Annotated in this window: 14 protein-coding genes; 6 read left to right on the forward strand and 8 right to left on the reverse strand. The window is 65.5% G+C overall.

Features of this window, described 5'->3' with window-relative positions; all coding sequences use genetic code 11:
* The 6 genes from ACTIFJ_RS07765 to ACTIFJ_RS07790 form a co-directional block, all read right to left on the reverse strand.
* Positions 1-745, reverse strand: a 745-nt coding sequence (locus ACTIFJ_RS07765; RefSeq protein WP_439533526.1) for a TonB-dependent receptor plug domain-containing protein, incomplete at its 3' end; no start/stop codon positions are given.
* Between the two features lie 165 nt (positions 746-910).
* Positions 911-3,292 (reverse strand): 2-hydroxyacyl-CoA dehydratase, encoded by a 2,382-nt coding sequence (locus ACTIFJ_RS07770; RefSeq protein ID WP_439533527.1) that lies wholly within the window; start codon positions 3,290-3,292, stop codon positions 911-913.
* Positions 3,292-4,545: a CaiB/BaiF CoA transferase family protein gene (locus tag ACTIFJ_RS07775; protein WP_439533528.1), complete on the reverse strand. Its 1,254-nt coding sequence runs from the start codon at positions 4,543-4,545 to the stop codon at positions 3,292-3,294. Before ACTIFJ_RS07775 ends, ACTIFJ_RS07770 begins: the two co-directional genes overlap by 1 nt.
* Complete coding sequence (gene dctP / locus ACTIFJ_RS07780; RefSeq protein ID WP_439533529.1) at positions 4,542-5,618, reverse strand: TRAP transporter substrate-binding protein DctP; 1,077 nt, start codon at positions 5,616-5,618, stop codon at positions 4,542-4,544. The genes ACTIFJ_RS07775 and dctP overlap by 4 nt, the downstream gene beginning before the upstream one ends.
* On the reverse strand, positions 5,618-6,919 hold the full coding sequence (locus tag ACTIFJ_RS07785; RefSeq protein ID WP_439533530.1) for a TRAP transporter large permease: 1,302 nt from the start codon (positions 6,917-6,919) through the stop codon (positions 5,618-5,620). The genes dctP and ACTIFJ_RS07785 overlap by 1 nt, the downstream gene beginning before the upstream one ends.
* A complete protein-coding gene (locus ACTIFJ_RS07790; protein WP_439533531.1) occupies positions 6,919-7,419 on the reverse strand; it encodes a TRAP transporter small permease in 501 nt (166 codons plus the stop codon). The genes ACTIFJ_RS07785 and ACTIFJ_RS07790 overlap by 1 nt, the downstream gene beginning before the upstream one ends.
* 130 nt (positions 7,420-7,549) lie before the next feature.
* Here ACTIFJ_RS07790 and ACTIFJ_RS07795 point away from each other — a divergent pair, with 130 nt between their 5' ends.
* Positions 7,550-8,059: a MarR family winged helix-turn-helix transcriptional regulator gene (locus tag ACTIFJ_RS07795; RefSeq protein ID WP_439533532.1), complete on the forward strand. Its 510-nt coding sequence runs from the start codon at positions 7,550-7,552 to the stop codon at positions 8,057-8,059.
* 41 nt (positions 8,060-8,100) lie between these two features.
* Here ACTIFJ_RS07795 and ACTIFJ_RS07800 read toward each other — a convergent pair whose 3' ends face one another.
* Positions 8,101-9,246: an SMP-30/gluconolactonase/LRE family protein gene (locus tag ACTIFJ_RS07800; protein ID WP_439533533.1), complete on the reverse strand. Its 1,146-nt coding sequence runs from the start codon at positions 9,244-9,246 to the stop codon at positions 8,101-8,103.
* 195 nt (positions 9,247-9,441) lie between these two features.
* On the opposite strand from ACTIFJ_RS07800, the gene ACTIFJ_RS07805 reads away from it, so the two are divergent.
* From ACTIFJ_RS07805 to ACTIFJ_RS07825, 5 genes are read left to right on the forward strand one after another with little or no spacing between them, the layout of a single operon-like run.
* Entirely contained in the window at positions 9,442-10,110 is a 669-nt protein-coding gene (locus ACTIFJ_RS07805) for a YceI family protein (RefSeq protein ID WP_439533534.1), read from the forward strand.
* 11 nt (positions 10,111-10,121) lie between these two features.
* Positions 10,122-11,423 (forward strand): cytochrome b/b6 domain-containing protein, encoded by a 1,302-nt coding sequence (locus tag ACTIFJ_RS07810; protein ID WP_439533535.1) that lies wholly within the window; start codon positions 10,122-10,124, stop codon positions 11,421-11,423.
* A complete protein-coding gene (locus tag ACTIFJ_RS07815; protein ID WP_439533536.1) occupies positions 11,420-12,571 on the forward strand; it encodes a CapA family protein in 1,152 nt (383 codons plus the stop codon). The genes ACTIFJ_RS07810 and ACTIFJ_RS07815 overlap by 4 nt, the downstream gene beginning before the upstream one ends.
* A gap of 24 nt (positions 12,572-12,595) precedes the next feature.
* The gene (locus ACTIFJ_RS07820) at positions 12,596-13,930 is read left to right on the forward strand and encodes a nuclear transport factor 2 family protein (RefSeq protein WP_439533537.1); all 1,335 of its coding nucleotides are present in this window, start codon (positions 12,596-12,598) and stop codon (positions 13,928-13,930) included.
* Positions 13,927-14,559, forward strand: a complete 633-nt coding sequence (locus ACTIFJ_RS07825; RefSeq protein ID WP_439533538.1) for a nuclear transport factor 2 family protein — start codon at positions 13,927-13,929, stop codon at positions 14,557-14,559. The genes ACTIFJ_RS07820 and ACTIFJ_RS07825 overlap by 4 nt, the downstream gene beginning before the upstream one ends.
* Positions 14,560-14,563: 4 nt before the next feature.
* Here the strand turns inward: ACTIFJ_RS07825 and ACTIFJ_RS07830 are convergent.
* On the reverse strand, positions 14,564-15,120 hold a 557-nt coding region (locus tag ACTIFJ_RS07830; RefSeq protein ID WP_439533539.1), incomplete at its 5' end, for a CocE/NonD family hydrolase.

A 15,120-nucleotide genomic window follows, 5' to 3' on the forward strand; every position in this document is an offset into this window, starting at 1 on the left:
AATCCCGGCCGCCGAAGCGCGTGAGATCGGAACGGAAGAAATCCCGGTCCTGACCGTTGAGCCCGCTCTGGTAGGCGTGCTCATAGGCGATGGTGACACTGCCGGTGTCCCACTTGTGCCCAGCGAGCACGCTGATCTGCCGCTCGTCGTACGCATCGGCAAAGCCGTAGCGACCGCGGACCTCCAGCCCTTCGAAATCGTTGCGCATGATCAGGTTAACGACGCCGGCGACCGCATCGGACCCATAGATGGCCGACGCGCCGTCTGCCACGACCTCAACCGTCCGCAACGCCACCGTCGGTATCACGGAGGGATCGACCGCCTGGCCGAGCGTACCGCTATTGGGCAGCCGGTGACCATTGACGAGCGTCAGGGTCGCGAACGGGCCGATGCCGCGCAGGTTGATCGCCGTACCATAGGTAACGTTGCCGGAACCACCGGCCTGGCCACGTGCATTTTCGGAAATACCAAGATTGAAGACCTGCGGCAGTTCCTGCAGGGCCTGCGCCGTGGTGACGGCGCCCGACTGGACCAGATCGGCATTGTCGAGGGCGATCACGGCGGAACCGACAGGCGCGGCGCCGCGAATACGGCTGCCGGTGACGACGATCTGGTCGCTGTCATCACCCTGCGGCGCCTCCACATTTCCCACTGACTGGGACATTGCCGGCGCGGATATGAACATCACGGCAATCGCCATGGCGCTGATCCCATGGCGAACATGCGTACGAGTATCGTTGATCATATCTACCTCCCCCACGTCCGATGGCCGGTCTAGTCCGATCCTTTGCGAGACGATGATCGCATTTTTCTTTTGATAGTATATAAAGTCAACAGTTGTTTTTATAAATCACACCAACATGCGATATTCTGCCGCTAAAAAATTACAAATATTTGTTATCGCTCATATTTATCGAGAAACGGTGCGCCTGCGTTGCTGCGCTTGCTTGGCTGCCGGACCTTCGATGAACGCAGTCACCCTCGCGACCAGACGATGATCGATCGCATCCGAAGTATAGTTGTCCAGATCGAGAGCCAGAACAGGAATGCCGGCATCGGTGAGCGCACGCAGCACGAACGGGTCCGCATCCGACAAGGCCACCACCCCATCAACACGGTGCGTTTCAGCCTCATGGACATGCCACGGCCCGGCCCAGCAGGGAGTCCGCAGTTCGTCCCCCATCGTCACGAATCGCGCCGCCAGCGCCCGCAGCGGATCGCGACCGCGATCGAACGCGCGGATATATCCGTCTGCGGCCAGCGCCAGATACATCGACCAGACGAACACCGCGCCATGGCTCTCCTCCCATGTCTGGTAAAAGGAAATATTGCTCCACAGCCCGCGCCCGACCCACATCAGCCGCACGCGCTCATCGGCGACGGCCGCATCACCGCGATCGACCCGCGCCGCGACCTCGTCATGGAATTCCCGCGCCGCGTCTCGTGCCCAGGCCGTGCCACGATGCCATTGCGGGATCATGGTGGCCGGCATGCTGTCGACGATGGTAATGGGCGCGCTCGGCGCCTCGGCGATCCGGTCCCTTGTGTCGAGATAGGACCGCTCCTGCTCATTGACCAGGGTCATGACCTCGCGAAGCCGGTCGTCGTCCAGCGGCCGGCCGGTTTCCGACGTGACCATGGCGGCCATCTCGCGCAGCTCCGCCACCATCAGGTCCAGACGCTCGGGCTCGATGACCTCGTCCCATTTGTCCGGCAGATCGTCCCACCAGCGGCAATCGACCTGCCAGCGCGGATCGACGCTGCGTTCATAGAGATAGGGGGTCGCGCCCGTCTCATGGGCCCAGGCGTCGTAGATACCGAGGGTGGCATCGGTGGAGGTGACCGCCTGAACATAGCGCGGCCGCGGCAGCCCGCCCCAGGGTGCCAGCGCCTGATCACTGTCCAGCGCCGAAGCCACGCCCTGCGCGCTATACGCTTCGGCATCGGCGGGATAGCCAGCGGATCCCAGAAGCGCCGCAAAACGACGGGATTGCTGCTTGGCGGCAACAATCGACGCCCACCACTGGTTGATCACGAAGGGCACCCCCAGGGCGCGCAGGATTTCCTGCGGGGCATTGGCATTGACCACGGCCAGCGGCGCGCCGGCGGCTGTCGTCGCCACGATCTCCGCAAACCAGTCGCGCTGAAACGTTCCGAATGCCTTGCCGGCGGCAAGCAGCTTGCGAGCCCGCACCGGGGCCGGGCGGCCCGTGTCAGAGGACGGACGAGCGTCCGGCCGAGGCTGCAAACCAGGGGTAATCCGTCGAACCGGCCGATGCCCGGCAGTCCGGGCAAGCGGCGCAAAGCCCCAGGCCGCCGCTTCATCGCCCTCGCGCATCACATGCACAAGGCGATCAACGGCTCGACCATCGGCCATGGCGATGGCAGCCTCTGCCCGGGCGCGCGGCGCGATCTGTCCCGGTGGACGGGCACGGGAGGGATCGGCCGCCTCGGCAAGCGTGCAGGGCGCTGGCGCAGACCTCGAAGTCAATCCCCAGCCGAGATCGTCTCCGACAATCACCGCGCCGTCGGCCTCCAGCGCCGCGAAGACGCGATCATCCTCGATGTCGCTGCCGGTCACGAACAGGCGCTCGGCACCATTGGCCGACGACGATGGCGCCTGTTCAGCGATGATCGCCTCGACAAGGCCGACGAGATCCTCCGGCGGCAGGATCGCCGTTGCCGCCGCGACCTGCAGCGCCTCGACACCCGTGATCGGCGAAGCCGACGCCGCGCGCATGCCATCGAGCTTCGCCAATGAAGCACGCAATGGCTCTTCGCGCTGCGCCTGCCCGGCCAGCGCCTCGTCATCTACGATGGTCCCGCCCCTCTCCACCAGCCAGGGCAGCAGCCGGGCGATGCGCTTCTCATTATACTGACGCGTCGCATCCCGGGGCTGATGCAGAAGATCCAACATATGCACATGGCGCGGGCCGGGATCGCCCATCCGCGCCAGTGCCCGCAGCGCGTTGAACACCTGCACCTGCTCCTCGTCGGCATGGGTAATGAGGATCGGTGCGTCAGCGAGAGATGGCTGCAGCAGCCGCTCGAGCAGCCGCCGGGCTCGCGGGCCGATCGGCGACTTGCCGAGCAGCGCATCGGCGCGCGGCGTGGCCTCCGACAGGGTCGGCGTCAATCGAACGGGCAAAAAACCGGCCGCGCGCAGCAACGTCAACGGCGCATCGACGCCAAGCGTGCGAATGGCCCTGGCCCCGGATGCGGCAAGCTGCGCGGCAAAGGCGTCTTCGTCACCGACAGCGGCGGCGATGGCCTGCAGGGCCGCCCGCGCCATCAGATCGTTCCTGATCGTGCCAGCTCGGTGAGGCGCTCGGCGCTATAGCCAAGCAGGTCACCATAGATCCGCTGGTTGTGCTCGCCGATGGAGATGGGGATGACATCGTCAAAGGCGACCTGCGCGTCCGAAAAGCGAATGGGGATTCCGGCGGTCCGCAGCTTCAGCGTAGACTGGTAGCTCGGATGGGCGATGGACATGGTCTCGCCGCGGGCCACCACCCGGGGATCGAGCAGCGCATCCTCGGGATGACGCACCGGCGCGACCGGCACGCCCTCGGCGCTGAGCCTTTCGACCACTGTCGCGGTCGGCAAGGTGCGGCTCCAGGCCGTGATGCGCGCCTCGATTTCCTCGGCATTGGCCACCCGGACATCGCGGCTGTTGAAGCGCGCATCGTCGCCCAGTTCCGGCTGGCCCATCGCCCGAAACAGGCCGCGCGCCAGCTTTTCATGCACCGCAACCACCGCCACATAGCCGTCGGCGCACTCGAAGACGCCGAACGGCGACAGGCGTTGCACGGTCAGCCCGGTCCGCGCCGGCATGCCGGCAGCCGCCATCGCCGACCAGTTCTCGATCGCCACGAACGATGTCAGCGCACCCAGCATCGACACGTCAATCCGCTGCCCCACGCCAGTGCGATGACGCTGCTCGAGCGCCGACAATATGCCGATCACCGCGAACACCGGCGCCAGCATGTCGGCAATGGGAATGCCGATCCGCACCGGTGGGGCGTTCGGCTCGCCGGACGTGTACATCGCCCCGGACAGGGCCTGGATGATCACATCCATGGCCTTTCCGCCCTCGGCATGGTCCGCGCCGAAGCCCGACAGCGAGCAATAGAGGATATCGGGCCGGGCCGCCTTTGCCGCCTCATAGCCCACGCCGAGCCGGTCTGCCGTGCCGGCACTGAAATTCTCGACGACGATATCGGCATTGCGGCACAGGTCGGCGAACACCGCGCCGGCCTCGGGTGATTTGAGGTTGAGGGTCACGCCATGCTTGCCGCGCGCGCGGGTCAGATGGGAAATGGAAACATCGTCGTCATGCTCACGCTCGACGACCACGCCTTCCCGCCCGACATAGGGGCTGTTCTCGCGCGCCAGATCGCCGCCGCGCGGATCTTCCACCTTGATCACCTCGGCGCCCAGCCCGGCCAGCAGCAGCGTGGCATAGGGCCCGGCCAGCGCACGGGTGAGATCGATGACGCGCAGACCTTCCAGCGGCCTGTCGAGGGCCGAGGCAGTTGTATTCATGGCAAGTCTTCCCTGTACCTTGTCTGTTGCATGCAGTCCGGGCCGTGCTGTTCCGGCGACTGCGAGATCAGTCTCTGGGCAGTTTGCAGCATGGCCCGCCCATCGGTGTCGTAGCGCGTCAGGCCGTCCGCGATGCGGGCGGCGTTGCGATTATAGAGCGCGTCGAAACGCTGCTGGTCTTCGGGGGACACGGCCAGAATGGCAATGCCTTCCTGACGACCATAGGCGATGCCGGACGCATCGGAAGCCGATATCCCCTCGGCCAGCGCCGCTTCCCAAACGGGCTGCGCTGCTGTGAGGATATCGCGCAGATCCTGCGGCAGCGCATTCCACCGCCGCAGCCCGATCGCGCGCGCCGGATAGGCCCCGCGGCTGACTTGCAAGGTCGTGAAATAGCGCGCGACTTCGGCGAAATGCAGGCTGCGCATGGTGTCGGCGGGCGCAATCACCCCGTCGATGACGTTCTTGGCCAGCGCCGAATAGACTTCGCCCATCGGCATGTTGACCGGATCGGCCCCCAATTCGCGCAGGACCTCGAGGTTCTCGGTCGGCGCGCGCAGCCTGAGACCGCGCAGGTCGTCGAGGCTGCGCACCGGCGTTCCCCGCGTCAGCACGCCGGGGAGGTTGCCGCCCTGTACCGCCAGCACATGCAGGCCATGAAGCTCCCGATTCAGCGCCGGAAACGTATCGGCAAGGCATTTGTAGACGCTGACCTGGTCCTCAATGCTGCGAACGCCAGCGTAAAAGCCGGCCTGGGCCCGCTGCACATGCGCGCCGCCCCGCGCATAGATCGGCGAGATCACGCCGATATCGGCAACGCCGTGCCGCAGTTCGTCCATGCTTTCCTGCGAGGACAGCAGTGAGCCGGACCAGAAGGGCCGTATCGAAAGACGCCCATCGGACTCAGCCTCGACATGCCGGATCCACGCCGCATCAGCCCGGGAGAACGGATGGCTCGGGGGATAGGGGCTCGCATAGGTCAGCGTGACACTGTCCTCCACGCGCGGCGCCGGCGCATTGCACCCCGCCAGCAACAGCAACCACACCAGTGTAAGGACAGGACCCCATTTCATCAGCGGACCACCGAAGGCAGCCACAGGGTGAGCGCCGGCACGGCGATGAGCAGCCCGAGATGTAGCAGGTCGGTCAGCAGGAACGGGATGATGCCCCGGAAGATGGTCTGGAGCGGGATGTCCTGCGCAATATTCTGGATGACATAAACGTTCAGCCCCAATGGGGGATGGACGAAGCCGATCTCCATGGTGCGCACCAGGAATATGCCGAACCATATCGGGCTCATGCCAAGCTCCATTGCGATCGGCAGGAAGATCGGCGTTGCCAGCAGCATCAACGCCAGCCCGTCAAGAAACGAGCCGAGAACCAGCAGCACCGCAGCAATCAGAACGATTGTGAGGATCGGTCCGAGATCCATCGACGTGACGGAGCCGGACAGCCAGTCGGCCAGTCCGGTGACGGTGATGAAGGTGGCGAACAGGATGGCGCCGATGATAACGACATAGATCATGCCGGTGGTGCGCAGGGTTGCGGTCATCGCCGTGGCAAAGCTGTCACGGTTCAGCCGGCCGCGGCGCCAGCAAAGCAGCAGCGCACCGACCGACCCGACCGACGCAGCCTCGGTCGGCGTGAACCAGCCGACGAACAGACCGCCGATAACGAAGAGGATCAGCAATCCGATGTCGATGATATTGACCAGGAACGCCAATCTCTCCGGCCATCCGACACGCGCCGACGGCGGGCCGAGCGATGGCTTGAGGCGACACATCAGCACGATAGCCAGAATGTAGAACAACGCCTGGGTAAGGCCGGGAATCACCGCCGCCGCAAACAGCTGACCGATCGACACTTCCGCGATGATGCCAAACACGATCAGCGCGCCGGACGGCGGAATCAGCGCCCCCAGCGTGCCGCCCGCCGCCAGTGCGCCGGTCGCGAAGGCCGGGGAATAGCCGGCCTTGCGCATTTCGGGCAGCGCCACCGATGTGATGGTGGCCACGGTGGCCAGGCTGGAGCCACTGATCGCGCCGAAGCCGGCACAGCCAGCAATCGAGGAAATCGCCAGCCCCCCGGGGCGATGTCCGACAAACCGCGCGGCGACATCGAAGAAGTCCCGGCTGGCCCCTGCCGCGAAGCACAAATGCGCCATCAGCACGAACAGCGGCAATACGCCCAGTTCATAGCGCGACAGCGTTTCAAAGGCCGTGATCGCCGCCTTGATGGTCGCCGCCTCGACCGACAGCATGACGCCGAGGCCCAGCCCGCCGACGGTGATCAGGGCGATGCCGATCGGCAACCCCATGGCAAGGACCACCAGCAGCAGGATGACGCCCGCCAGACCGACAAGCTCGGGCGTCATCAGCCATCCACTTTGCGCAGGGCCATGCGCAGGAACAGCACGGCCGTCAAAGCCGCACCGCCGATCCAGACAAGCCGGATCCAGCGCAGGGGAATGTTCAGCAGTTCGGTCATCTCGCTGCCTGTCCAGGTTTCAACGAGCAGCCATGCCGAGCCGATGACGAGCCACAAAAAGGCCAGTGCGCTGGCAAAATCGGCCAGCCTGTCGAACCGCCGGGCGGCGGTTCGGCTCAGCCGCTCCAGAAGAATCTGAACGCGCGCGTGGCTGGCGCTGATCGTGGCCAGCACGATGGCGCTAGTGGCCGCGACAACCATGCACATCTGCACCACTTCGATGGAGCCTAGCAGGTTGATACCGATATGGCGCCCCGCGACGGCGACCGCATCCACGCCGAGCGCGCCCGTCAGGGCGACGGCGCCGACAATCATGGGAATACGCTCGGCTTTCGACGCCTTGACCGGGTCATCTCCCGCCTTGCGATTATCCGACGGCAGGCTCACTGACGAGCCATCCGAACAACCGACGTCTCAGCACAACGCATGACGCCCTCCCCCTTTGTCATATTGCCTCAACTGTACATCAAAAAAGGTTTTTAATGTCAACCATCTTGTATTCGTATTATCTGCACGCTTGCACTGGAGCGGCATTTCAGTAGTGGTCGACCCCATGAGAAACGTACCTGCAGAATTGGACACCGACCAAGGCGATCTGGAACTGGGCAGGCTCGGCAATTTCGTCGGGTTCCGGCTCCGCCGTATCCAGAACCAGCTGTCGCGCAATTTCGCCGCGGTGCTGGCGGACCATGACCTCCGGCACGGTCTCTTCTCCGCGCTTGCCATCATTTCCGCCAACCCCGGTCTGTCGCAGATCGCCGTGGCGCGCGAAATCGGCCTGGACAAGTCCCTCGCCGTCATCATCATCGACGACCTTGAGCGGCGGAAATGGGCACGTCGGGAGCGCTCGCAGACGGACCGTCGCCGCCACGCGCTGTTCATCACGCCGACCGGAGAGGCGGCGCTGGACGACATGTTTGCCAAACTTGAACTGGTCGAACATGATGTCCTCGAGACATTGAGCCCGGAAGAACGGCACCAGCTGGCCAGCCTGCTGGACAGGATCTACACCGACTGTTTCCGCTAGCCCGGCCCGGCAACGCCGGACCGGTTTTAGCCTTGCGGCGGCTAGTCGAGCTTGCGATACGCGAGCCGATCGGCGCCCACGGTGCCCATCAGCATCACCTTGTCCCGGATGAGGGCGACTGTGGCATGGCTGAAGGTCAGCGTTGTCGGCGCCTTGTCGATCGGGGTCACCTTGAGCGTCGCCGGATCGACCGCCTCGACGACATATTCCTTGTAGCAGGCCGATTTCGGATCGGCGTCTTCCAGTCGCGCCGGCTCGACGCACTTGGCGTCATTGTTGTTCATGCCGGCAGCGACGAGACGACCCTGATCATCCCAGCGGATATTGTCCGGCCAATAGTTGCCGAGCTGCGCAATGCCGCGATTCTTGCCTTTGCGATCAAAGACATGGACCTGTTTGCTGCCGAACGCCGCCACATAGATGAGGTTGCCATCCGGCGAAATCTCGATCCCGTTGGGACCTGACAGCGAGGTTCCGGGCACAGACACCGACTCAGCCTGCCCCGGCCGCCACGTAATGACCTCTCCGGTTGGCTTGCCGGCAAAAACTTCGTCGATGTTGTGGCCTGGCCCGATGAACACCGTGGCATAGACTGTACCGTCCGGTGCCGCCGTGACGCTGTTGGTGTTGAGCGGCGCCTTCGGCATCAGGCATCCGACCCAGGTGGCGCGCGGCATGTCGGCGCCGGTGTCGACATCGAACACCTCAATGCTTTCACGATCGGCGTGATTGATCGCATAAAGCCTGGCGCGCTGCGGCCCGGTCGCGCGTGCCGCGATCCCATGGGCCATGAATTTCTTCACATCGGGCGGCGTCGCGCAGCCGGGAAAGGCCGTGGCGTCATGCGCCACCGCCATCGGGCCCTCGGGGATCCAGTGATGCCAGTCGAGCGTCTTCGAATCGATCAGCCGCAGGCCGGGCCGGGCGGGGACGCCACGCCGGTCGCCGATTCCCCCGGCGACGATCCAGCGCGTCCCCGGCAGTGTCACCAGATCCTCCGCATTGCCCATGCCGCAGAGAAAGCTCAGCGTACCGACCGGGTCGCAGGCCATGCCCGATGACTGGACCTGCGGCCGCTTGACGGTTGTCGCCGTTCCGGCTGCCTGTTGCGCGCCCGCCGGCACGGCCAGCAACGCCGCCATCGACAACAGCTGGCCAATCCGCTTCAATTCCGAACGATATGTCATGCATCCTCCCATTACGCGCGATCGGGCCGTGGTTCGGCCCTGTGATTGACGCTGCCGGCAATCTAGCACGGCATTTTATACTATCCAAACAAAGAATGTAGACAAACTCAACGATATTGTTATGCCTAGCATCAACGACAAGAATCACGGGAGAGGATTGATATGATCGGCCGCGCTTCGCACATTGCAGGTCTGATGTTGGCCAGCTGCCTCGCCCTTGCGGCGCCGGCCAGCGCCCAGAATTCCGCCCAGAACACGGCTCAAGGCAGCGTCCAGGGCATCCCCTCCGGCGCCGTCCCGGCCTGGCTCAGCGGCACCTTCACCATCGATCCGTATCACAGCTTCACCACCTTCGAATGGAACCACTTCAACCTGTCGACGGGTCGGGGACGCTTCAACAAAACCGAAGGGACCATCGAGGTCGCCCCCGATGCCCGCACCGCCAAGATCAATGTCGTCATCGACGTTGCCTCGGTCGATACCGGCGTTGACCTGCTCGACAAGCGGCTCAAGGAGCCCGCCTTCTTCAACGTCGAGAAATTCCCCACCATCACCTTCACCTCGGACAATCTGGCGTTTGACGGCGCCGCGCTGAAGTCGGTAACCGGCAAGCTGACCATCAAGGGCATCACCCGACCGGTGACGCTGCAGGTCGAGCGCGCTTCATGCCGTGAGGAGCGCAACCCGACCCTCAAATACCCGGTCTGTGCGGCCGACGCGATGCTCGTCCTCAACCGGACCGACTTCGACATGGGCTTCTTTACCCCGCTCGTCGGTGACCGGATGGTCATCCGCATCGCCGTGGAAGGGCTGAAGGGCGGCGAGGAAGCCATCCAGGCTCAGTTCCAGGGCTTCAAGCGCTAGGCCAGCCGACCGTGGCCATCTCTCCGGCCACCCAACGCTACAGCCGTGTCGCCATGCTGCTGCACTGGGTGATTGCCTTGCTGATCGCCCTGCAGCTGGCGCTTGGCTGGACGATGACCGAAGACGGCCTGCGCTTCTTCAATGCCTGGCAGCTTCACAAGTCGATCGGGATCCTGATCCTCGTCCTCACGCTGGCGCGGGTGGCGCAGCGGCTGGTGGCGCCGCGGCCAATGCCGGCTGAGCAGGGCTGGCAGGGCCGGCTCGCGGCCTTCGCCCATGCGGGTCTCTATGGCTTCATGCTGCTGGCGCCGTTCACCGGCTGGCTGGTCGTCTCCACCGCCCCGGTGCGCGTGCCGACGCGGCTGTTCGGTGTCCTGCCGCTCCCGCACCTGCCGGTACCGGCCTCCGCCCACCCGTCGGTCGAAGCCGCGCACCAGCTGTTGGCCTGGGTCGGCGTTGCGCTGATTCTGGCCCATGTCGCCGGTGCCCTCCGCCACCAGCTGCTGCTGCGCGATGGCCTGCTATGGCGCATGGTACCGAGCCGCTCGCCGGCGCTGTTCGGGATCATTGCTCTGCTGCTGGCCGGCGCCGTCATCGCTGGCACGCGCCTGCCCGAAACGATGGCGGTCACCCCCGCGCGCGCCATCGGTGCATCGACGCCCGGTGTCGCGGGTCCTGCTACCGAGGAGATCGGGACCACGCCCCCGGAAGCCCCCGACACCGAACCCGGCCTGGCAGCCGCACCCGAACCCGCGACAACCCTGCCGGAGCCCGTCCCGGAGGCAGCGGCCGCGACCGCGGCGCCACCGGCAGCACCGCCAGCCTGGCGCATCCAGCCGGGCGGCGCACTCGGCTTCGCCGTGGTGGCGGGTGGCGGCACCATGACCGGCGAGTTCGGCCAATGGGGCGGCACCATCCGGATGAACCCGGAAGACCCGGCCGGCGCCAGCATCGCGATCGACATCGAGCTCGAAAGCCTGACCATGGGTGACGAAGCCCAGCGCGAGACGACGCTCAGCGATGGCTTCCTCAGCGTCCAGCGCCAGCCCCGCGCCAGCTTCCGCGCCGATGATGTCCGCGCGCTCGGCAAAAACGCTTTCCAGGCGCGCGGCACGCTCAGCCTCAACGGCGCCAGCCGTCCACAGTCCATCGACTTCACCCTCGCCGGCAGCGGCGCCAGCCGCAAGGTCAGCGGCACCGCCCGCATCGCGCGCGAGGATTATGGCGTCGGCCTCAAGGATATCGGCCTGCCGATCGATCCCGTGGTCAAAGTCAGCTTCAGCTTCGAGGCTGTGCGGGGAGACAGGGATTGACGCCCCGAACCGGTCAAAGGCCGCTCGACATCGTGCTGTTCGGCGACATCATCCTCGATGTCGATCAGCCGGACCACTATCTTTCCGGGATCGCGCCGCTCGCCCGCGCCGCCGATCTCGCGATCGGCCATCTCGAAGTCCCGCATACCCGCCGCGGCACCGAGCTTGCCGGTGACATCCCCGCCCCCGGCGCCGACCCCGCCCATCTGGCCGCGCTCGCCGACGCCGGGTTCGGCGCCGTCACCATGGCCGGCAACCATATGGCAGACTGTGGCGCCATCGGCATTGCCGACACCATCGCTGAACTCGATGCGCTTGGCATCGCCCATTGCGGCGCCGGGGCGACCCTCGCCGAGGCCCGCCGCCCGGCCCGCATCGTCCGGCAGGGCCGCACAGTAGCGCTGCTCAGCTACAATTGCGTCGGTCCGGAAGCCGGCTGGGCCACGCCCGACCGCGCCGGCTGCGCCGCCGTCCGTATAGACACCGCCGATGGCACACCCATCTCCCCACAGGCACAGCTCCATGCCATCGATCCAGCATCGCTTGCCGCATTGCAGGCAGACATCGCCGCCGCACGGGCTACCGGCGCGCTGACGATCGTCGCCCTCCACAAAGGGCTGACCCACCGCCCCGGCACGCTCGCCCCCTATGAGCGTCCGCTAGCGCAGGCGGCCATCGACGCCGGCGCCGATGCCGTTATCGGTCATCATGCCCATGTGGCGCAGGGCATCGAGCTACATCGCGGCCGGCCGATCTTTCATGGCCTCGGCAATGGCTGCGTGGTCACCCGCGCCCTCTCGCCCGACCAGGACCATCCGACGCGGGCCGACTGGGCCCGGCGCCGCCAACAGCTGTTCGAGTTCACCCCCGATCCGGCCTATTCACTGGCACCCTTTCATCCGGAGGCGATCAACGGCCTTGCCGCCTGGCTAAGGTGGGAAGCCGATGGCAGCTTGCGCGCCGGCTTCGCGCCACTGTGGTTCGAGCCGCCGGGACGGCCGATCCTGCCCGGCGGAGCACTCCGCCAGTCGGTCATCGCCTATCTGGAGGACAGCGGCCGGCGCGCCGGCCTCGAGGCCATTTCCCACCGGGACCGCGACGGATGGGAGGAGCTGGACGGCGTTTCCGAAGGACGGGACAGTGCCTAGCCCTTCCCCGCGCCGAGCATCAGCATGAACGTCCGAACCCTCCTGGTCATCGGCAACGCCATGCTGCTCTGGTCGCTCAACACGGCAGCCGCCAGCACCGGCCAGCAGCCCGATGCCGCGCAGGCTTCGATGGTGCAGGCTGCAGAAGATCGGGAGGCGTTACGCACGCTGACCCACAGCTATGGCTATTTTCTCGAAAAAGGTCAGTGGGATGACCTGATCGACCTGTTCACCGACACCGCGACCATCGAATATACCGGCGGCGGCTATGCCGGAAAGCAAGGGCTGCGGCAGTATTTCTTCCATCGCTTCGGCGGCGGCAAACCGGGCCTCCCTGACGGGCGGCTGGCCAACCACATCATCATGCAGGGTGTCACCAGCCTTTCGTCCGACGGCCTGACCGCCAAAGGCCGCTGGCGCAGCCTGATCCAGAATGCCGCCGACGGGCAGCCCTTCCATTGGCTCGAAGGCGTCTATGAATTTGGCTATGCGAAAGTCGACGGCCTCTGGCGCATTCAGAAAATCCATTATTTCGCCCGGGTGTTCGGCACCTATCGAACCGGCTGGATGGACGATGCCGCGCTACGCCGGCCGGCCGGCAGCGGCGAGATGGCGGTCGACAAATTTCCGCCGACCTTTCCCGCCACCACGGCAACTCGCCCCTATCCGGACGCCTATGTGCCCACCTATCACTATGGGGCCAATGACCGTGCGACTATCCTACCCCCTGCCCTGCCCGCCTCTAGGGCCGAACTGGCGCGCCGCGTGGCGCGACTGGAAGACCGGGACCAGATCGAGGCGCTGCAGAACCGGTTCGGCTATTATTTCGACAAGAAGCGCTGGGACAAGATCGTCCCGCTGTTTTCGGACGATGCCCGCTACGAGTTCGCGATGCGCGGGGTCTTCAAGGGCAAGGCCGGCGTCAGGCGGGCGCTCGCGCTGGAAGGGGGGCCGGGCCTGCGCCAGGGTGACCTGTTCACCCATATGCAGATGATGCCGGTGATATCGGTTGCGCCGGACGGCCAAACGGCCAGGGGGCGATGGCGGGTGCTGGCCCAGCTCGCCACCGCCGGCGAGGACGCGATGTGGGGCGAGGGCGTCTACGAAAACGACTATGTGAAGCGCCGGGGCGTGTGGCGGATCAGCCGGCTCCGCTATTATCCGGCGGCCTATGCGCGGCTCGATGCCGAAGATTGGCGGGCAACCAGCGAACCGCCCGGCGGCTTCGGCCCCGCAGCGGGGGCGGACGCGCCAGCTCAAGCCCGCATTCCGGTTTTTCCGGCGTATTTCGTTGCCCCGTTCCACTATGCCCACCCCGTCACCGGCAAGCCGATCGTCATCCCGAAGGCAGCGGAATGAAAATGCTCACAGCTTTGGTCGCTTCGATGCTGCTGTGCAGTCTGCCAGCGGCGGCGCGCACCGCTACCGCATCGTCGGTCGCCCGCGTGCTGGACCGCCAGGAAATCGAGCGACTCCACTATATGCTGGGCTATTACATGGACAACGCCGACTGGCGAGCGGCTGCGAGCCTGTTCGACAAGGACGCGACGTTCGAGGTCGATGGCGAAGGGCGCTATCTGGGTCAGGCGCGCATTGCCGCGCGGCTGCGCCTCAATGGGGAGGCGCCGCACTATGGACACCTGTTCCAATCACTGATGATGCAGCCTGTGATTGCCATTGCCAAGGACGGCCGCTCGGCAAAGGCGCGCTTTCGTGCGTTGGACATGCGCGGAGTCTACCAGCGCGAGGCGCAGATCGGCGAGGGCGTCTACGAGAACCGCTTCGTCAAGCGCGACGGCGTCTGGAAGGTCAGCGCGCTGCGCTTCTACCGGACCTTTCTCGCCGATTATGCCGGCGGCTGGACCAGGGGCGCGCGGCCTCTGCCGGGCCCCCGCCCCGAGCTGCCGGCGGACGAGCCGCCGACGCGCCTTCATCCGGTCTATCCCGAGCCGTTCACACCGCCATTGCATGGCGACGAAGCCCCCTAGGACATTATGGCGCCTCAACGACGGGCAGCAACAAGGTCGATGCCTGCACACCGCCGGACATGATCGTGACAATGGGTGCAGGGCCACTGGGTGGATCCATCCGCTGGCGCGGATCGGCGCCGGCGATCACCAGACGAAGCTTCATGCCCTTTTTGACGATGGTCGATGTCGGCAGCATGTCGAACTCGAGGCTGACCGGCTGGCCGGGCTCCAGCGGGGTATAATCCTCGCGAAAGCTGCGATGCCAGGGCAGGCCGAGGGTATCGAACGGCGCGGTGCCCAATTTCCGGTGCGACGCCCGAAGCCGGCCATGCGACCGCACGACGGCTTTGCCATCAATGCCGACCTCTTCGAGATAAGCGAAAAAATCGCCATCCGTCGCGGTAGACGCGACCCGAAGCTTGACCACCGGATGTCCGGTGATCTCGACATCGTCGACAAAAGGCGCCGTCTCATAGCTGAGGCCATGGGCATCCTGGACGGGAAGCCAGCCGAGCGTCGACCCGTCATTTTTCAGCACCGAATAGTCGACCTTGAAGCGGCTAGTCCCGGCAACAGTCG

It is taken from the genome of Polymorphobacter sp., from assembly GCF_051860865.1.
Taxonomy (GTDB): Bacteria; Pseudomonadota; Alphaproteobacteria; order Sphingomonadales; family Sphingomonadaceae; genus Sandarakinorhabdus.